The following is a 19,151-nucleotide window of genomic DNA, read 5'->3' as shown; positions in this document are numbered from 1 at the left end:
CAAATGAATAAAAATAAATTAGACCAATTAGACTTTAGCAATCCATTCGCAAGATTAAGTGCAGATTTCTATAACAAGCAGGATTGGAGCTCGTTACCCAAGGCAAAATTAGTGAGTTTTAATAAAGATCTTGCAAACGAATTGGGCTTAGAAAAAATAGATCCCGATGATTTGGTGCAAATCTTCAATGGTGAAGTAAAAATTTCTAAATCCGAGCCCTTAGCCATGGCTTATGCGGGCCATCAATTTGGTAACTGGGTGCCTGAGCTAGGCGATGGCCGAGGCATCTTATTTGGTCAAATCAAAACTAAGTCAGGACTTCAGGATTTACATATAAAAGGAGCCGGCAAAACACCTTACTCTAGATTTGGAGACGGCAGAGCTGTGCTTCGTTCGTCGATTCGAGAATATCTTTGCGGCGAAGCCATGCATGGATTGAACATTCCCTCGTCTAGATCCCTGCTTATCTTTACCGGCGAGGAACCAGTTTTTAGGGAAACCACTGAACCTGGCGCAATGATTGTCAGAACCGCCAAAACTCACGTCCGCTTTGGCAATTTCGAATTCTTATGCCACAACGACAAAAAAGAACTTTTGCCCGAATTAATCAATCACGTCATTGAAGAATATTTTCCTGAGTACATAGATCTGGAAAATAAGAATGAATTATTTTTTGAATCGGTGGTACGAAAGACAGCCGAACTCATTGCTCACTGGCAGTGTGTGGGGTTTGCGCACGGCGTGATGAATACTGACAACATGTCGATACTCGGCGAAACTTTTGATTTTGGTCCATTTGGTTTCTTGGAGAATTATCAACCTGATTACATCTGCAATCATTCTGATTACCAAGGGCGTTACGCGTTTAACAATCAACCCAACATTGGTCTATGGAATTGTCAGGCTCTGGCTGCAGCTTTGACTCCAATAATAAGTGAAGAGGCTTTAAAAAAATCCTTACAGAACTATCAAATGTATTTTTACAATCACTTTATTTTACTTTTCAGACAAAAAATTGGTTTGTTAAAAAAAGAAAAAAAAGATTTTGAATTGATAGAAAAAATTCTTGATTGGCTTAAAGAAGAAAAGCTGGATTACACAAATTTTTTTAGGAACTTCGATGAGTACGTTTTCGGCAAAACCGAATTCAGTTGGAAGGAGGATTACTTGGCAAGATTTGCGAAAGAGAAAATTTCACAGGAACAATGCATCGAAATAATTAAAGCTAAAAACCCAAAATTTATTCTAAGAAATTATCTTGCACAAAATGCGATAAAGAAAGCCGAAGAAGGAGATTTTACCGAAGTAGAAAAACTACTAGGCATTCTTAAGTCTCCATTTTCAGAACATAAAGAATTAGAAGATTATGCAAAAGAATCTCCGGACTGGGGAAAGAATTTAGAAATCTCGTGCTCGTCTTAACTACGTTTATTACAGATTCGACAAACTCTTTGTAACCCCATTAAGCCAAAACGGTCTTTGTCAAAAAAAGAAAAAGGCAGATCTTTTTTGCAAACCTCGCATTGTTTTTTGTCTTTCACAAAATAAATTTAACAGATTTTGAGGGTAAAAAAAAAGCTGCCCTGGTAAACCAGGGCAACTAGGGGGGAGAAGAAACTTTTGGTTACTCCATTAACGTCAGGAAGCGAAAGTTAAAATTCCTAAGCTACCTACATACACTACAGTAGATAAACATAAGACATAACCTAAGGTACCTAACAGTGCTTTTGTATAGTTCATTTAACAACTCCGTTTTTGAACGTCGTAATTGTAAAACAACTCAGTATTACCAAAAATTTAGCAAATCGGACTTAAAAAAACATCAAATGATCTAAAAGTTATCAAAATTGCTCTTTTTATTACCAAAGTTGCTCTACTACGCTGAAAGTATACTCAGAATAGGATTTCAAGCGAGTCAAACTTTAACAATTTTGCTCAGATTTCACATATTTTATATAGATTTCACAAAAAGTTATTAAAAATGACTTTTTTTATGCATTTTTTTGTTATCTGTTTTCTTTTAATTAGCTGATAAGATAATTTTCTTAATTTTTAAGGAGGAAAATGAAACAAATTCAACTTAGCAAGCCAGGTGGTTTAGACAATTTAAAGATAATTGAAACCGATAATCCCAGTTTAAATTCTGATGAGGTTTTATTAAAAGTATCTGCGAGTAGTTTGAATTATCACGATCTTATGGTGGCTTTAGGCTTAATTCCTACCGAAGATAAAAGAGTACCGCTTTCAGACGCTGCAGGAGAAATCGTCGAAATTGGTAATGAAGTCACTAAATGGAAATCTGGCGATCAAGTTATGAGTATGTGTTTTCCAAATTGGGTTTCTGGAGCTCCTAAATATGAACTTTTGAGTTTTATTGGCGATAACCAAGACGGTTATGCTACCGAATACATCGCTATACCTGAAACAGCCTTAACTAAGATTCCAAACAATCTTAATCTTAAAGAAGCAGCTACCCTGCCTTGTGCCGGACTGACGGCTTGGAGAGCATTAGTTGACGAAGGTAAATTAAAAGCGGGTGAATCTGTTTTAGTTCAAGGAACAGGAGGAGTCTCTGTCTTCGCTTTGCAATTAGCAAAAACTTACGGTGCAACCGTTATTGCTACTTCGTCCAGTGAGGAAAAATTGGAAAAATTAAAAGCCTTAGGAGCTGATCATTTGATCAACTACAAGACTCATCCAGAGTGGGGCAAAGAAGTCTTAAAGCTTACTAATAATGAAGGCGTAGACCATGTAGTGGAAGTAGGTGGCGCTGGGACTTTTAGTGAGTCCGTTCGTTGCACTAAACTTGCGGGACATATCGCTTTGATTGGTGTTTTAAGCGGCCCTTCGGTGAGCGAAATTATTTTACCGAGAATTTTTTTGAAACAAATCAGACTCAGTGGCATTGCAATGGCGAATCAAGATTCACAAATAGCGATGGTGGATTATTTAGAAAAAAATGAAATTAAACCTGAAATTAGTGACAGCTTTGAATTAGCAGACTTAGCGGCCGCTTTTCAGCATCAAATTGACAACAAACACTTTGGGAAAATTTCAATTGATATCGGTTAACCCCTATGCGAGTATTTATCTTAGAAATGCCAAATAACTTGGGGAGTTGAAATGAAAAAAATAATTCTGTTCCTTTCGATATTCGTGCTTGTCAGCTGCACCGATGAGTCTTTGAACATTATCGAAACGCCCATCAGCAAAGTTAAAGACCCTAACGCTGACTACAACGAATTGAGGAACGCTTACTTCGGTGACACTCATGTGCATACCAAGCATTCTTTTGACGCATACTTATTCGGTACTACCGGTTCTCCCGCTGATGCTTACGGATACGCGCGAGGCGAAACAGTTAAACACCCAGCCGGTTTTGATATGAAATTAGTAGAGCCATTAGATTTTTACATGGTTTCGGATCACGGATTTTTTATGGGGATGATGGAAGCCTACGCCGATACATCAACAGATGCTTCTAAGAGTCCCGGAGCTGAAGTGTTTCACGACATGAATGCGCCAGAAAACCTGACCATTGAAAATGGTGCTACGAGACTTAACACTTTCGCATCAACATTAAGAACTTTTTTTCTAAACCCAAGATCTTATTTTGATCCAGAGCTTTGGCGTGCAATCTTGACAAATAATTTGGCCCGAGGTCTGAAAATTTACGATCACGACGTGCACCTTTCGGCTTGGGCAGATGTGGTAAAAGCTGCAAACGATGCTTACGATCCGGGAAATTTCACGACTTTCATAGGGTACGAATTTACAACTTCAACTGATGTTGCTAATGAAAACTTACATCGAAACGTCATGTTTAAATCGTCGAGCGCGCCAGAAAGACCTTACACGAGGATTGATTCTATTAATCCAGAAGACTTATGGAATTGGATGGACAAAATCAGAGAGCAAGGTATTGATAGCATTGCTTTCCCTCACAACAGTAATGGCTCCAATGGGCAAATGTTTGAAATGGAAACTTTTTATGGCGAGCCATTATCGAAAGAATATGCAGCTTTAAGGATGAGAAATGAGCCGATCGTGGAAATGACTCAGGTCAAAGGAACGTCCGATACTCATCCACTTCTATCTCCCAACGATGAATGGGCAGATTTCGAAATCATGAACCAAAGAATTGGAAGCATTCCTCCTGCGTTTAGTTTTCCGGGGGGAAGTTATGTCAGGGATGCCTACGTAAGAGGGTTGATGTCAAATCAGTTTGGGACTGGTAACCCCTACAAATTTGGTCTGATCGGAGCCAGTGACACTCATGTAATTGGCGCCGGTTTAAGAGAAGAAAATTACTGGTCCAAAATCGGGTTAGTAGATGCTGATCCTCGAGCAAGAGGTTCTATTCCAGTTGCAGACGAAGATAGAGATCTTGTTCCCAACCGAGGAGGCGTTTCCTTTCAAGAATTTGAACAAGGAAGCTATGTGATTGGTGGTTTAGAAAACTGGGGAGCTTCTGGTTTAGCCGGAGCTTGGGCAGAAGAAAACACTAGAGAATCAATTTTTAATGCTTTTCGAAGAAAAGAGACCTTTGCAACTTCTGGGCCAAGAATATCGGTTAGGTTCTTTGGTGGTTATGACATTGATCAACTTAGTTTTAGTGATGAAAACGTAATTAAATCTGCATACGAAGTTGGTGTGCCAATGGGAGGAGACTTACTTGAAAAAGAAACCGATAAAGCGCCAAGTTTTTTAATTTGGGCTCAGAGAGATGTGAATGGAGCCCCGCTTCAGAGGGTTCAAATAATCAAAGGTTCTATCAGTCGAGCGGACTCAACTCCAACGGAAGAAGTTTACGATGTTGCCTGCTCCAATGGTTTGCAAGTTGATCCAACGACAAATCGTTGTCCAGACAATGGTGCCCGAGTTGACATTGAGACATGCGCCATATCTCAAAACACTGGTTCAGCTGAGTTAAAAGTAATTTGGACAGATCCAGATTTTGATAAAAAAGATAGCGCTTTCTATTACATCAGAGTACTTGAAAACCCAACTTGTCGCTGGTCTACTTGGGATGCAATTCGAGCAGGCTTTAAACCTAGAGAAGATCTACACGAAACTATTCAAGATCGAGCTTGGAGCTCGCCAATTTGGTACACTCCAAACGATGCTGAAAATCCTCCGCCCATAAGGATAAATGCTGAAAGACTTTAATTATCTTTAAAGAGCAATGTTTCGAAAAATTTTTATTTTTCTTTTAATAGGAGCGGTCATCTTGGGCTTGGATCTTATATATTCCACCTTAAAAGATGAGAAATTGATTTTTATTTCAGAAGAAGAGGTCTATAGCCTGATGAACTCCTGGGCGCTTCAAGTCGGAAGAAACCCCAATCCTAAGGAAGCGAAGGCTGTCATAGACAACCTTATTGAAGAAGAGATTCTCTATCGCGAAGCCTTAAGATTAGGCCTTGACGCCAACGATCAAATCATCAAGCGACGACTTGCGCAAAAGCTAATGTTTCTAAAGCAAGAATCTAGGGGGGAAAAAATAACAGATGAGGAGCTTCAAGATTTTTACGTCCAAAATAAAGAAAAATATTTAATTCCAAAGCAGTACGATTTTACTCACATCTTCTTTGCAAAGGATAACGACGGAGCTCAGCGAGCTAAGATTGCCTTTGATGAAATTAAAACAACAGAAAACTTAAAGGGCGATGTTTTTTTTCTTGGAAAAAATTTCACCAATAAGAGTGCAATTGAATTGAGGAAAGATTTCGGTAAAGATTTTTCAATGACTTTTGAAACTATTGAACAAAATGTTTGGTCAAAGCCAATAAAGTCAACCTATGGAAGTCATTTAATCAAAATAATCAGTATTAGAGATGCGCGCCTGCCAAAACTTGAAGAGATTAAACCCAGAGTAATAGTCGATCTTAATTTACAAAAAAAAGATTCAGCTCTATCAGAATACATTCAAGAGCTAAAAGAAAATTATGAAGTAGTGATTAGTCGCGGTTTGCAAGAAACTTACAATGAATAAAGTGCTCTTGGGTTTGATCTGTATTGTGCTGGTTTCTCCAGTGTTTTCACACGAATTTAGTCCAGCGCATCTCATTATCGAAGAAGATGAGGACTTTGAATATGAAGTCACTTGGATGTACCCAATCAGAAATCTAGGGCCAGTCAATCTAACTCTACCTAAAGACTGTCAATCCAACTCTCTTGAGACTTTTCAGGAAAGCAAATACTTGTCTGAAAAAATCTCTCTGCAATGCAGCGATTCCATCAAGGGAAAAGATATTTTTATCAAAGGTCTTTCGATTCTGAACGACGCTTTAGTAACGATAAAATTTTTAGACGGCGACAGATATGAAGGACTCGTAAGTGTTAAAGATTCAAAGTTGACTATCCCACAAGAGTTACAAGTCTTTCCAACGGGATATTTTATGCTTGGCGTGGAACATTTAATTGGCGGGCCGGATCATTTGTTATTTGTTTTTGGTTTGTTGTTTATTGTTTTTGGTTGGCAGAATTTAATAAAGACGATCACTGCTTTCACCTTGGCCCACAGCATTACATTAGGGCTATCTGTGTTGGAAATAGTGAGTTTACCGTCGGCAACAATTGAAGCATTAATTGCGCTAACCATTATTTATCTAGCTTTGGAAATAAAGGATGAGAAAAATAATAAAAGCACTCCTTGGCTCATGGCTTTTGGATTTGGCTTGCTGCATGGATTTGGATTTGCAGGCGCACTAAGTGAAATAGGAATCGCGAATGAGCAATTGTTGCTCTCTTTATTATTTTTTAATGTTGGAATCGAAATTGGCCAATTAATTATGATTCCTTTATTTTTAATTTCAATTTGGCTACTCCAAAAAATAAAGTTTAATTTTTCTGTTACTAAACTTTCTTCTTATGCGATTGGAGGAATGGGCAGTTTTTGGTTAATCGAGAGAGTTTTGGGAATCTTTTAAAAAAGGCTGCCGAAGCAGCCTTTTAAATTTTTTTACGTTAAAGGAATTATTCCAGAATTGTAATCCACTGGCTCTTCGCAAGATAACACTTCATTGAAAGCTTCTTGTATATCGGATCCAGTCTCAGCAAAATAAGAGTTTCCAGCCTCTCTTAATTCAGCGTTTTGATTAAAATTACCCCAGAATAAGTCGACTTCCTCGTCCTCGTAATCCGGCGCTAATACAACGTAACCGTATGGAGCATAAATAGAACTATCGCTAGCTTCTATCCATTCTTCAAATTGATCAATCACAGCAATTAGCTCTTCTGCACCTTGGCCTTCATTGTAAAGGCATTGTTGGTAGTCTGAAGAAAAGGCAGTAGGATCAAAAGTTCCTAAAGAATTTCCATCTCTTCTGACATAAGCATCAAAAGAGAAAGTATCTGCTTTCGAACCACAAGCTAAGATGTCTGCGTTAGAATCTGCCCACTCGGCTGTTTTGTCATAACTTTCCCAGGTTTCCCAACCAGCTTCAGCATCGGCTTTTGAATTCCAAACCAATTGCCAAAAACCATCTCCAGGAGCATCTTCGGGTTTTTCCCCTTCAAAGGTAATTCCGTAAGCCGCCACTAAAGTTGAATTAGTTTCAACCAACAAGTCTTGCCACTCGGGAAGCATATCGCTGTTAAAATTTTCTACTGACCAATTTTCGCCGTAGGTGCATGGAACATATTCCATATAAAATTTCTGGGGATATTCTTCGGATCCAAGATCTGCGTAGGTCATTTCTGGTTCAGAACTGCATGCAGAAAAAATGGCTAGAGTTGCGATCAAAGTTAGTATGTATAACTTATTTTTCATTTTTACTCTCCGTTAAAATTTAATGAATATTTAGTATCTCTCCAAAAAAGATTGCGATCAAGTTAGTCGACGCAAGAATAGTGAAATCTAAGAAAAATTTAAAGATTTATTAATGATCTAATTTTTTCCTTCAAAGGCTCTAGATGCGGATTGGGTCCATTCTGGAAAATTTTATTTAGCATTTCTTCATGATCCGGATAATCTAAAATTCCTTTTTGATAACTTTCTCTGGACTTTAGTTTTTGCCAGTAATCTGAAACTTTCGGTAATTCTGGCATCTGAAGAATTTGACCTAACTTCATTTCTTCTAATCTATGAAAACAACTCATTAAATTGATATCTGCGTGACTAAACTCTCCTAACAAAAAACTATCTGGACTGAGATTTTTTTCTAAATTCACTATTTCTTTAGAGAATCCCTTATAAACCATTGGCCCAATCCTTTTTTTAAGCGAAGAAAAATACATCATTATAAATGCGCTCTTACGCTCGCGTCGGGGATGCTTAATTAAAATTCTTAATATCGAACTAAATTTTAAATTTTTAATTAAATCCTCGATCAATCCAAAGGAAAATAAAGGAATTATAGTTCCCAAACTTTTCCCCAACGCCACACCTTCAGTGACAGTGGTATCTTGCACCCAGTTTTTTAATTCCTTTCTTTTTTCCGGATCTTTTGGCCAAAGATTAATATCGTTGGTTCCATTTAATTCATCAATTCTTTCGATAATGTATGCGCTGTCTCGAATGATTTCTTCGTCCCACTTTAAAACTGGAACAACTCCAGTGGGGTTCACATTTTTTAAAAAGTCATTGGTCAGATTTCCGGCTTCATCGCTATGGTCACATAATTTTATGCGTTCGCTTTTAAAACTTAGACCCTTTTCATAGAGGGCCACTCTTACCATTTGGCTACATAATGACCAATGAGCGTGATACAACTTGAGTTCTGGCATTTTGATTTTAATAGTTTACAAACAAATATATATTTAATGATATATTAAAATTTTACTGAACTTATGTTGGATAAAATTTTTCTCACACTTTTCGGCCTTGAATGGTTTGGATTTGGGGTATTGGGTCTTTTTTTTCCTGATATTATCGCCGGAATGCTTGGGGTAACAGCTTATTCGGAATCAAATCTTTATCTCAACGAAACCCGGGCTCTTTACGCTTTTTTTACGATTCTTGGCCTTATGTCTTTTATAAGTCTAATGAGACCAACCCTTCAAAAAAAGGTTTATTTAACTTTTACTGTTCTAATGGGTAGTTTTTTAATTGGCAGACTTTTAAGTTTTGGATTAGATGCCAGTTTTGATGGAACTTCAGCGGCAATTTTTATAAATGAATTTATCGTCTTTGCTATTGCTTATTGGCGATATACCCGAAGAGAATTCATTTTTTAATCGAATATCTTTGAAATAAATTTAAAAGCATCTTTTTTTGCTCTTCTACGTATTTCCCAATTACCTCCAGTCCAGGTACCCAACTTAGCGACTTTTTCAAAAAGTTTAATTCGATCTTCTACCGTATTTCCGGCCAATATTTCTCCATCATCCGTTTCAAAAGAAATATCTCCCTTGAGATCTATTCTGGCAAATTTTTCTGTATTGGGAGCTATAGAATCCGGCCAATAAGTCTTTGGTTGGACTGCGTCAAATCCATGCAAACCTTCTTCGTAAAGAATGTCTTCACAATTTCCTCCACTGTCAGATATTCCTTTAGTTAATCTTTGGGTCAGTGAAAACGGAGTGTAATCATCCTTGCCGCCTAAAAGATTTAGCATGGGTGCTTTTGACCAACGCATATCCTCGGGCCAATACATTGCTAGTGGGTAATAACTCAGATGCGAAGCAAATCTTTCGCCGTTGGGAGCTAATTTCTCTGCAAGCGGCAGCCAAGCTGCATAAAGCGAAGAAGTGCCACCCAGACTCCAACCAGTAATACCAATTTTCTTATTATCAATGTCCGGATGTTTTGATAAAAATTTCAAAGCCTCGTAAGCATCAGCCATCAACATCGCGTAGGTAACGGAAATTTGATCTTCAGCGGTATTTGTTACTCCTCTAGCGTCAAAACTATCGACTTTAAAAACGGCATATCCAGCTTCCAATAATTGCACCATAAACTCATGTTGAGCGCCGCCCCAGCCGCCACTGTGGTGGACACATACCATACAAGACAATTTGCCGCTAAACTTTTCCGGAAATAATAACCACCCTTGAAGATCTTGAATGGGCGCCTTGTCAAAATCGTTTATGATTTGGTGAAATTCAAAAGGGTTCGATGACTTATATTCTACGTAACCAAACTCTCCTTTTTTAAAAGTTATATCTTCATTCATAAATTACTCCCGAGATTTAAATATTACAATTTATGAGTATGATATGACATCTAAATTTGGCATAATAAATGACCTTTGAGATCGGCCCGATTTTGATTTAAGGGAGAAATATGAATCATAATTTACCTCTAGACTCTCTGCTAGACATCGCTATTAAAAACGGCGAAGGCACCATTGTTGATAACGGTGCTTTAGTTGTTACTACTGGCAAGAGAACAGGTAGAAGTCCCGCTGACAGGTTTCTGGTAAATGATGAAAAAACGCAACACGTAGTCGATTGGGGGGAAAACAACCAGCCTACCGAAAGGGAAACTTTTGAAAAACTTTGGGACGAGTCTGAAGAATATTTAAAAAACAAAACAGTTTATACAGCAGACCTGCATGTTGGAGCTAGTGAAGAACATTATCAACCGGTGAGAGTCGAAAATGAATTGGCTTGGCACAACATGTTTTGTCAAAGTCTTTTCATTAGACCACCATCTTTCAATCCTAAGAATAAAACTCCTTGGCAATTAAGATGTGCTCCAGGATTTACATGCGACCCCAAAAGACACGGCACAAATTCCGATGGAACGGTGATGGTAAATTTCACCACTCATCAAATATTAATTTTAGGTATTGCCTACGCTGGGGAAATGAAAAAATCTATGTTTGGAATAATGAATTTTATAATGCCTGAAGAAGACGTTTTATCGATGCACTGTGCTGCTAATGCCGGTAAGGATGGTGATGTTTCTTTATTCTTTGGTTTGTCCGGGACAGGGAAAACAACTCTCTCTGCAGATCCAGATCGATGGTTAATAGGAGACGATGAGCATGGTTGGGGAGATGGCATTGTTTTCAATATTGAGGGCGGTTGTTATGCGAAAACGATTGATCTTTCAGAAAAGAATGAACCCGTTATTTGGAACGCTATTAAGCACGGTTCTATTATCGAAAATGTTGTTTTTAACCCCACTTCACTTCAAGTAGATTACACAGATACGTCTCTCACCGAAAACGGAAGATGTGTCTATCCTTTAAGTCATGTAGACCAGCATCTAGAAAAGAATTATGGCGGAGAGCCGAATGCAATTATTTTCCTAACTTGTGATTTGACTGGAGTAATGCCGCCAGTTTCAATTCTCTCGAAAGAACAAGCCGCATATCATTTCCTAAGTGGCTACACCGCAAAAGTCGGCTCTACTGAATTAGGCTCTACTTCAGCGATTGATTCAACTTTTTCAAATTGCTACGGCGCTCCTTTCTTTCCAAGAAAAGCTCAGGTCTATGCAGACCTCCTAATGAAAAGAATTGAAGGTTTTGGAAGCAAAGTTTACATTGTGAACTCTGGTTGGACTGGTGGTTCATACGGAACTGGCTCCAGATTTAAAATTCCTACCACTCGAAGCATTATAAAAGCTATTCAATCTGGTGATATTGAAAACAGCTCAAGAGATAAACTCGACATCATGAATGTCGAGATTCCTACTGAATTACCCGGAGTTGAAACCAATCTATTAAATCCACAAAAAACATGGTCAAATTCAGATCAGTACAATCAAGCTGCTGAGGAGTTGGCAACTAAGTTCAACGAAAACATTTCAAAATTTGAAGTTTCAGAAGAGATAAGAAATTCTGGTCCAATTTTATAAACTCCTAAATTATGTCTGAATCTTTTGACGAGACATTAGACTTATTAAAAGACTTAAACCTTGAAGATTTTTCAAAGCATTCATTTAGAGGTATTGAAAAAGAATCGCTTAGAGTTTCAAATAAAACAATTTCCACTACTGATCATCCTGCTTCTTTGGGATCAACTCTAACCAATCAATTCATTACCACTGATTTTTCTGAAGCGCTACTTGAATTAATTACTAACAAAAAAAGTACAATAAATTCTTCACTCAAACAGTTGGAAGAAATACTTAATTTTGTTTATTTGAATTGTGAAGACACTATTTGGCCAAGTAGCGTACCCTGTACAATCAGTGATGAAAAAAACATCAGGATCGCCGAGTACGGATCTAATAATTCCGGAAGATTAAAAAACCTGTACAGAAAAGGTCTCAGTGAAAGATATGGAAGCATGATGCAATGCGTGTCTGGAATTCATTACAACTTCTCTTTGAATGATGATTTTTTTTCGAAGTTAAAGCCAGAAAATTTATCACTTCAAGAATTCAAAAATGAATCCTATTTGAGTTTGGTAAGAAATTTTAGAAGAAATGCTTGGCTGTTGTTATACCTCTTTGGTGCCAGTCCAATTGTTCCCAAATCGTTTATCTCTGGAAGAGAGAATTTTCTAAAAGATCTAAACGATGAAGATTGTTTTTTAGAATTTGCAACCTGTCTTAGAATGAGTGAACTTGGATATATGTCTAATGCTCAAGACAATCTTTACATTGCCTACAATAATTTAGACGAGTATGTAGAAAATTTAATGTTTGCGCTTACTAAAAAATTTCCAAGGTATGCAGAAATAGGAACTAAAAAAGATGGCGATTTTATTCAAATCAATGACTCCATCATTCAAATTGAAAACGAGTACTACAGCTCCATCAGACCAAAACGTGTGATTGGCTCTGGAGAAAGACCAATTAATGTATTAAAAGAAAAAGGCATTGAATACGTCGAAGTGAGGTGTATGGACAATGACCCTTTTGAACCTTTAAGTCTTTCTCATGAGACGAGCCATTTCTTAGAAATGTATCTAATGATTTGTTTTATCGACGAAAATAAAGTTACTGAAAAAGACGAAGTCATCGAGATTCAAACCAATTGGCAAAATGTAGTCAAAGACGGAAGAAATCCAGATTTAAAAATTATTCAAAATGGAAAGGCAATTCCTATTGGCTTAGCAGCAGAGAATGTTTTTATTAAAATGGAAAAATTTATAGACGCTCTTTCTGAAGATCCCAGTGAGTTGAAATTAAAGTTGCAAAATACTCTCGACCTTCAAAAGGCTAAATTGAAAGATTCTAGCCTCACTCCCTCAGGAAAGATTTTAAAATCTATCAAAGAAAATAACAGCACGTGGACTGAATTTAATATGGAGCTTTTTGAACAGCATAAAAACTATTTTTCAAAACTTCATAATGAGCTTGCTTATCTAGATGAAGAAGCAAAAAGCTCTATAGAAAAATTTAATCAAATAGAGCAAGAAGAAGAAATTCCATTTGCAGATTTTTTAAAAAACTATTTAAATGCATTAAATTAATCAAGGAGAGTTATGAAAGCATTTGTGTGTAGAGAGTTTGGACCCGTTAACTCTCATAAAGTTGAAGAAATAGAAGATCCAAGAGCAGAGCCTGGAATGGTTATCATTGATGTAAAAGCAGCCGGAGTGAGCTTTCCTGATGTTTTGATTATTCAAGGTAAATATCAATTTCAACCCCCTTTTCCTTTTTCTCCAGGAGGAGAAGTTGCTGGAATGATTTCAGACGTTGGTGATGGAGTAGCCGATTGGAAAGTTGGTGACAGAGTCATTGCAATGATAGGAAATGGTGGAATAGCGGAAAAAGTTTCTGCTTTCGCTGGAACTTTAATGAAATTGCCTGAAACCATGGATTTTAAAGATGGAGCAGCTTTCCCACTTAATTATGGAACAACTTACTATGCATTAAAACAAAGAGGTCAATTAAAAGAAGGTGAGACACTCTTAGTAACTGGCGCTGGAGGAGGAGTTGGAACAACGGCAATAGAAATTGGCAAGGCAATGGGCGCAAGAGTTATAGCTGCTGCAAGCAATCAAGAAAAATTAGACATTGCAAAAAGATTAGGAGCTGATGAAGTTGTGAACTACGGCGATGGTGAATTAAAAGAAAAAGTAAAAGCTCTTACTGAGGGACTGGGAGCAGACGTTATTTACGATGCTGTAGGAGGAGATATCTTTTTACAATGCATGCGATGTGTAAATTGGGGAGGAAGAGTTTTAGTGATTGGTTTTCCAGCCGGAATTCCGAAAGTTCCGACAAATCTTGCACTTCTTAAAGGGTGTTCTATCGTTGGTGTTTTTTGGGGAAGCTTTACCGGCAGAGAGCCTGAAGAAAATACTAAGAATTTTGAAGAGCTTTTTGCCTTACATGCAGAAGGCAAGATAAAACCTGAAATCACCAAAAGTTATTCTTTAGACGAGGCTGTCGAAGCCATCGAGTCGCTTGAAAATAGAACCGCTACAGGAAAAGTAGTTATAGAAATTTGAAACTAGTGAGAATTGAAAAAGAAGAGTGAGAGAGTTTAATAAAAAAAAGGAGGCTTAAGCCTCCTTTTTTTTAGTTTACTTTTTTTAAGCTGTTTCTTCCTTAGGTCCTGGCGCCATCCACATACCGCCTAATAAACCTACAAGAATTGCAACGTAAAATATAATTCCCAACGGATCGGAAGGAATTAAAGAAGCACCTATGTAACCAGTTGCTCCCATTCCATCAACAAACTGTTGCATTCCACCGGTAAGCTCTTCTCCAGTTTCAGAAGCAGCATAAGCCCAGTTATTAACAGTTGAAGTGATCATTCCATAAGTATTTGCATTAAAAGCTACAACGCACAAAGAAATTATAGAGTGCAAAACTTTTCCAAAAGTATTCGCTCCATAAAGGTTTGCGTTTGTAACTCCCCTAAACATCATCCAAAGCAAAATAATATTTCCAATAAAAAAGAGTCCATTCATTTGCAAGACTGCAATGTAGGTCTCGTTTAATAAAGCTATTTGTGAAGTTTCCATCTTTCGCTCCTAGTTATTTCTTGGCACCCAGATTAAGGTGACAATCATTAACGATACAATAGCTAAAAAAGCTATTCCCAAAGGTGTAGGCGTTGCAGCGACTTCAGTTGTTCCGACGAAATCAAGAAAACCTTGAGTTCTTTCTGGAGCAGGAGTGTTATCCACACCGAACATCTCTATTCTTGCAGCAGCGTTAATAAAAGTATTTTGCGCAAATGTATATGCTTGCCAACTTCCTAATACTACACAAGCCCCAAAACCTGTTGAAACAATTTTAGCAACTATATTTGAATCTGGATTTTCTCCAGTCATATTAGCTATTCTCAAAGCTAACCAAATAGCGAGGATTGACCCAATAAATGCCAATCCATCTACCATTCTGCCAGCTTGGAAAGCCATAACGATATTTTCTAAATTCATAACATCTCTCCTAATATATGAATAAAAATTATGTTGAGAATTAATCTCAACTATTAGAGTTAATATATCTTCTAAGAGCAGAATTTCAACAAAAATTAGGTGACTATTTGGCGAACGTTATGAGACTTTTTAAAGCTTTGGCTATATTTTCTGGATTGTGTGGGCTTTTGAAAAACCCAAAATACTTACCTTCAGGACTGATTAATGCAAGATTCATGCTGTGATCCATGTCGTAGTCGATTGATTCCGAATTAAGCACCGGTACGAATGGTAGAGTTAAATTAGTAGCCAGTGTGTATATTTGATCAATCGCGCCTGAAACACCAATAAAGTTTGGATCAAAAGCTTGAGCATATTCCAATATAGCTTCTGGAGTGTCTCGATCAGGATCAACTGAAACAATTGTGAAAGAAATTTTTTCTTTTGCGTCAGGCATTTCTAATTCTAGAAACTCCGAAGCTTTAGCCATTTGTTTCATTGTCATGGGGCACATGTCGGGGCAAGAAGCAAAACCCATAAAAATTAAGCTCCACTTCCCTTCTAGATTTTTATTGGTGAATTCGTTAGGTCCAGTAGCCAACGCAAAATCGCTCAACTGTCTTTCCGTATTTAACTTATAAAATTTTAATAACTTATACTGATCTGCGGTCAATTCTTTTTCAGTGACTGTGTCATAAACAAACAAGCCAATTACCATTGAGATAATGGCTAAACAGGAAATGACTGTGTATTTAATATTATTCGACTGACTCATTATTAAAAAAGAATCCTATCCAAAGGCATCGAAATAAACAATACCGTTAAATACAAAATTGAATAAAAGAAAAATGGAATGGCTTTTTTATTTTCTTTGTCAAAATTTAAAGCAAATGCGAAGTAGATGAAAACTGCGCCTAAAGACGATGAAACAATTAAATAAAAGGTTCCTAAATATCCCGTCGCGAACGGAAGCCAAGAGACCGCTAGCAGCAAAAACGAGTAAAGTACGATTTGAATTTTAGTGTATTCGATTCCTCTGACGACCGGCATCATTGGTATTCCAGCTTCCTCATAATCTGACTTTCTATCAATGGCCAAAGCCCAAAAATGTGGTGGTGTCCAAACAAAAATTATCATTACTAAAAGAAGTGGAAGAATATCAATAGACCCCATGACCGCTACCCAGCCAAGCAAGGGCGGCATCGCTCCTGCCAAACCACCGATGACAATATTTTGGGTGCCAGTAAATTTTAAAATCTTTGTGTAAAAAAAAGCGTAAAAAATCCAAGTTAAAGTTGTCAATGACCAGGCAAGAACATTGTTGAAGAACAACAAAGTGAAAGAGCCCGCAGCAAACAACATAAAAGCAAAGACTGCAGCATTTTTAACCGATATCAAATTTCGAACTAAAGGCCTGTTGCCGGTTCTTTTCATTTTGCTATCTATCGATACGTCTAAAATTTGGTTAATTGCCGCACTAGAGGCAGCTATCATGCCAATTCCTAAAATCCCAGTGAGTGCTTGGCTCAAATTAGTAGAAAAAGAACCAGCCAAAAACATTGAAGTAGCAGCAGTGAGCACCAAAAGGTAAATAATGCTTGGTTTAGTCAATTCTAAATAAGCATTGATGTTTGATTTTGGATAATTAAGGCTATCGGTTGACACTAGTTTTGAGTCTAAAGTATGAAATTGCTAATAATAAAAACAAAGCTCCTAAATTATGAGCTATCGCAACGTATAAAGGAAGTCGATAAATTATATTAGACACTCCAAGTAGAAGTTGTAGGAATAAGAAAAAACTCAAAATTCCAGAATATTTCTTCAGTTTATCGCTGTAAAAAGACGCAATCAAAGCAATGAAATAAAAGGTTATGAGTAACGCGCCCAATCGATGCACCAAATGTATAGCAGTTCGAGATTGGTGATCCAATTTTCCACCCAAGTAATCTGGACCAATGCTTTGCATAAAATTAAAGCCCATTTGGAAGTTGGTATCGGGCAAGATTTGCCCCTGACATAAAGGGAAATCAGGACAAGCAAAAGCTGCGTAATTCGAACTCAACCAGACTCCTAGGATTATTTGGGCTATCAAAACAGGAAAAGCAAAATTTAAAAGATTTGAAGACCTTTTACTGATCATTAAAGAATTACTCGACCCTGAATCTAGATCTTTTAATTTCATATAGGTTAAAAACAATAAGGTTGTAGTGGCGAAGCCACCCAAGAGGTGCATAGTCACAACTTGCGGCCAAAGCTTAAGACTAACGGTCAAGTATCCAAAAGTTGATTGTGCCAGGACGAGCAGAACTAGAGATCCGGTCAACTTAGTTACCAAAGAATTAAAAGGTTTCAAATAAAGAGATAAACCAAACAAGCCAATAATCAGTAATCCTAAAAATCCTGCAAAGTATCGATGCACAACTTCGGGAACTGCCTTTTCAAGTTCAAATTGGCGTTCTGGATAAAGCTCGTTGGCTTGAGCAATCTCGGCTTCTGACATTGGAAAAATAACAAAACCATAACAGCCAGGCCAATCGGGGCAACCCAGACCAGCGTCCACTAACCTGGTCCAAGCACCAAGACTTACCACCCCAAAAGCTAAAAATACTCCAAGAAAAGCGATTACTTTTATTCTTTTTAAATTAACCAATTTTTGATGCCTTCAATAATTTTTTTAAATCCGCTAAAAGTTTTTTTCCATCGATATCTCCAGAATAATGAAGAATGACATTTCCAAGTGGATCGGCGACAAAAAGATTAGGCGCTTCGAACAAATTAATTTTTGATTCTCCAAACTTTTCTTCCAATAAATTTAAATTGTTAATGGTTATAAAATTCAAATTCTCATAGTTCGAGGACAAGCTAGATTTAAGCAGATTAAGTTCATTTTCTGGTGAAGCAACATATCTTTTGAATCTACCTTGCTCACGAGCTAACAACACATTCACTTGTCTAGCAATGTAAATCGTTTCCAAACAAGCTTCGTCGCATTTATCTTTGATGAAAGTAATAAGCATCCATTTTCTTTCCATACTGTCGATGTCAAGGTATTGGTAGTCCAACTCAAGGTCCAATTCACCTAGATATAAGGTTGGCTCTAAAAGATCGCCATAATTTACTTTTGTCTTAGGTCCAAAGCCTAAGTAATACCAGGCGGTACTTAGAGTAATTACTAAGATAGGTATTAAGAAGATGGTTAAAGCAATGTAGAAACCTCGATTTTGACTCATTTGTTTCTGCCTCTCAAAACGTAAAGTGAAACTCCAACTAAAATTACTATTGCTAGCCCAAACCATTGAAATGCATACCCAAAGTGTCTATAAGAAGAGAGATTGATGGGCTGCCAAATAGAAGTGAAGCTTGCCGGAGATAATTCCGAAAGTTCCAGAACATTAGAATTAAGATCTTGATTAATTAATTTTTCTATTTCAGGCAGAGCAAGGGTTTGAAGTAGATAAAAATTTTCTCCAAGTTTTTGAGAGGTTTCGTTACTGAGCGTCAGGCCTTTCGAAACTGGTCTTAATGTTCCAACCAAACTCAAAGATTCAGGCGGTGTATTTATTTTTTCAAAATTTTGTCTATCGTTCATTTCTACCCAGCCTCTAGAGATCATTATTGTTTTACCGTTTTCCAATCGAAAAGGGCTTAAAACACTTACTCCGGGTTTTCCATCATGTATTTTGTTATCTAAGTAAAAAAGCTCTTTCAAAAAGATCCCTTTTATAGAAACATTTCTATACAAATAATTTTCAGAATCGAGATTATAAGTTATTTCCTCTATCGGGTAGGATTGCTGCATGGAATAAGTATTTTCTAATTCCTTTTTTTCATATCCCCTATTTATTTGCCATGCCCCAAGCGATAATGTAAGCACAAACAAAGCAAAGAAAGTTATTAAAGCAGCCCATCTTACTTTCTTCATTTTTAAACTA

19 protein-coding genes are annotated in these 19,151 nt (G+C 37.2%); 9 read left to right on the top strand and 10 right to left on the bottom strand.

Annotation, left to right across the window (positions count from 1 at the left end):
* Positions 1-3 precede the first annotated feature (3 nt).
* From M9C82_00185 to M9C82_00165, 5 genes are all read left to right on the top strand, one after another.
* Positions 4-1,422, top strand: coding sequence for a YdiU family protein (locus M9C82_00185; protein ID URQ73588.1), 1,419 nt, complete (start codon positions 4-6; stop codon positions 1,420-1,422).
* A 642-nt stretch (positions 1,423-2,064) separates the two neighbouring features.
* Positions 2,065-3,072: an NAD(P)-dependent alcohol dehydrogenase gene (locus tag M9C82_00180; GenBank protein ID URQ73587.1), complete on the top strand. Its 1,008-nt coding sequence runs from the start codon at positions 2,065-2,067 to the stop codon at positions 3,070-3,072.
* Positions 3,073-3,123: 51 nt separating this feature from the next.
* Entirely contained in the window at positions 3,124-5,169 is a 2,046-nt protein-coding gene (locus M9C82_00175) for a DUF3604 domain-containing protein (GenBank protein URQ73586.1), read from the top strand.
* Between the two features lie 67 nt (positions 5,170-5,236).
* Positions 5,237-5,995: a peptidylprolyl isomerase gene (locus tag M9C82_00170; GenBank protein ID URQ73585.1), complete on the top strand. Its 759-nt coding sequence runs from the start codon at positions 5,237-5,239 to the stop codon at positions 5,993-5,995.
* Positions 5,988-6,932, top strand: a complete 945-nt coding sequence (locus M9C82_00165; protein ID URQ73584.1) for a HupE/UreJ family protein — start codon at positions 5,988-5,990, stop codon at positions 6,930-6,932. The genes M9C82_00170 and M9C82_00165 overlap by 8 nt, the downstream gene beginning before the upstream one ends.
* Positions 6,933-6,964: 32 nt before the next feature.
* On the opposite strand, the gene M9C82_00160 is transcribed toward M9C82_00165, so the two are convergent.
* Both M9C82_00160 and M9C82_00155 read right to left on the bottom strand, forming a co-directional pair.
* Positions 6,965-7,774, bottom strand: a complete 810-nt coding sequence (locus M9C82_00160) for a hypothetical protein (GenBank protein URQ73583.1) — start codon at positions 7,772-7,774, stop codon at positions 6,965-6,967.
* Between the two features lie 98 nt (positions 7,775-7,872).
* Positions 7,873-8,730 carry a glutathione S-transferase family protein gene (locus tag M9C82_00155; protein ID URQ73582.1) on the bottom strand — a complete coding sequence of 286 codons (858 nt, stop codon included), beginning with the start codon at positions 8,728-8,730 and terminating at the stop codon, positions 7,873-7,875.
* A gap of 63 nt (positions 8,731-8,793) precedes the next feature.
* On the opposite strand from M9C82_00155, the gene M9C82_00150 reads away from it, so the two are divergent.
* The gene (locus M9C82_00150) at positions 8,794-9,180 is read left to right on the top strand and encodes a DUF4345 family protein (protein ID URQ73581.1); all 387 of its coding nucleotides are present in this window, start codon (positions 8,794-8,796) and stop codon (positions 9,178-9,180) included.
* Here the strand turns inward: M9C82_00150 and M9C82_00145 are convergent.
* Complete coding sequence (locus tag M9C82_00145; protein ID URQ73580.1) at positions 9,177-10,118, bottom strand: dienelactone hydrolase family protein; 942 nt, start codon at positions 10,116-10,118, stop codon at positions 9,177-9,179. The genes M9C82_00150 and M9C82_00145 overlap by 4 nt on opposite strands.
* A 110-nt stretch (positions 10,119-10,228) precedes the next feature.
* On the opposite strand from M9C82_00145, the gene M9C82_00140 reads away from it, so the two are divergent.
* From M9C82_00140 to M9C82_00130, 3 genes are read left to right on the top strand one after another with little or no spacing between them, the layout of a single operon-like run.
* Positions 10,229-11,752: a phosphoenolpyruvate carboxykinase gene (locus tag M9C82_00140; protein URQ73579.1), complete on the top strand. Its 1,524-nt coding sequence runs from the start codon at positions 10,229-10,231 to the stop codon at positions 11,750-11,752.
* Between the two features lie 11 nt (positions 11,753-11,763).
* Entirely contained in the window at positions 11,764-13,317 is a 1,554-nt protein-coding gene (gshA, locus tag M9C82_00135; protein ID URQ73578.1) for a glutamate--cysteine ligase, read from the top strand.
* Positions 13,318-13,329: 12 nt separating this feature from the next.
* Positions 13,330-14,301: an NADPH:quinone oxidoreductase family protein gene (locus M9C82_00130; protein URQ73577.1), complete on the top strand. Its 972-nt coding sequence runs from the start codon at positions 13,330-13,332 to the stop codon at positions 14,299-14,301.
* Positions 14,302-14,385: 84 nt separating this feature from the next.
* On the opposite strand, the gene M9C82_00125 is transcribed toward M9C82_00130, so the two are convergent.
* The 7 genes from M9C82_00125 to M9C82_00095 form a co-directional block, all read right to left on the bottom strand.
* Positions 14,386-14,820, bottom strand: a complete 435-nt coding sequence (locus M9C82_00125) for a hypothetical protein (GenBank protein URQ73576.1) — start codon at positions 14,818-14,820, stop codon at positions 14,386-14,388.
* Between the two features lie 9 nt (positions 14,821-14,829).
* Positions 14,830-15,240: a hypothetical protein gene (locus M9C82_00120; GenBank protein ID URQ73575.1), complete on the bottom strand. Its 411-nt coding sequence runs from the start codon at positions 15,238-15,240 to the stop codon at positions 14,830-14,832.
* A 103-nt stretch (positions 15,241-15,343) separates the two neighbouring features.
* Positions 15,344-15,994 (bottom strand): SCO family protein, encoded by a 651-nt coding sequence (locus M9C82_00115; GenBank protein URQ73574.1) that lies wholly within the window; start codon positions 15,992-15,994, stop codon positions 15,344-15,346.
* Positions 15,995-15,996: 2 nt separating this feature from the next.
* Positions 15,997-16,884 (bottom strand): heme o synthase, encoded by an 888-nt coding sequence (cyoE, locus tag M9C82_00110; GenBank protein ID URQ73573.1) that lies wholly within the window; start codon positions 16,882-16,884, stop codon positions 15,997-15,999.
* Positions 16,871-17,869, bottom strand: coding sequence for a COX15/CtaA family protein (locus tag M9C82_00105; GenBank protein URQ73572.1), 999 nt, complete (start codon positions 17,867-17,869; stop codon positions 16,871-16,873). The genes cyoE and M9C82_00105 overlap by 14 nt, the downstream gene beginning before the upstream one ends.
* Positions 17,862-18,449 carry a hypothetical protein gene (locus M9C82_00100; GenBank protein ID URQ73571.1) on the bottom strand — a complete coding sequence of 196 codons (588 nt, stop codon included), beginning with the start codon at positions 18,447-18,449 and terminating at the stop codon, positions 17,862-17,864. The genes M9C82_00105 and M9C82_00100 overlap by 8 nt, the downstream gene beginning before the upstream one ends.
* Complete coding sequence (locus M9C82_00095) at positions 18,446-19,141, bottom strand: SURF1 family protein (protein URQ73570.1); 696 nt, start codon at positions 19,139-19,141, stop codon at positions 18,446-18,448. Before M9C82_00095 ends, M9C82_00100 begins: the two co-directional genes overlap by 4 nt.
* Positions 19,142-19,151 lie beyond the last annotated feature (10 nt).

This window comes from SAR86 cluster bacterium, from assembly GCA_023703675.1.
Taxonomy (GTDB): Bacteria; Pseudomonadota; Gammaproteobacteria; order Magnimaribacterales; family AG-339-G14; genus AG-339-G14.
Note: the sequence above shows the minus strand (reverse complement) of the source record. Positions and strands in the feature narration are given on the sequence as shown.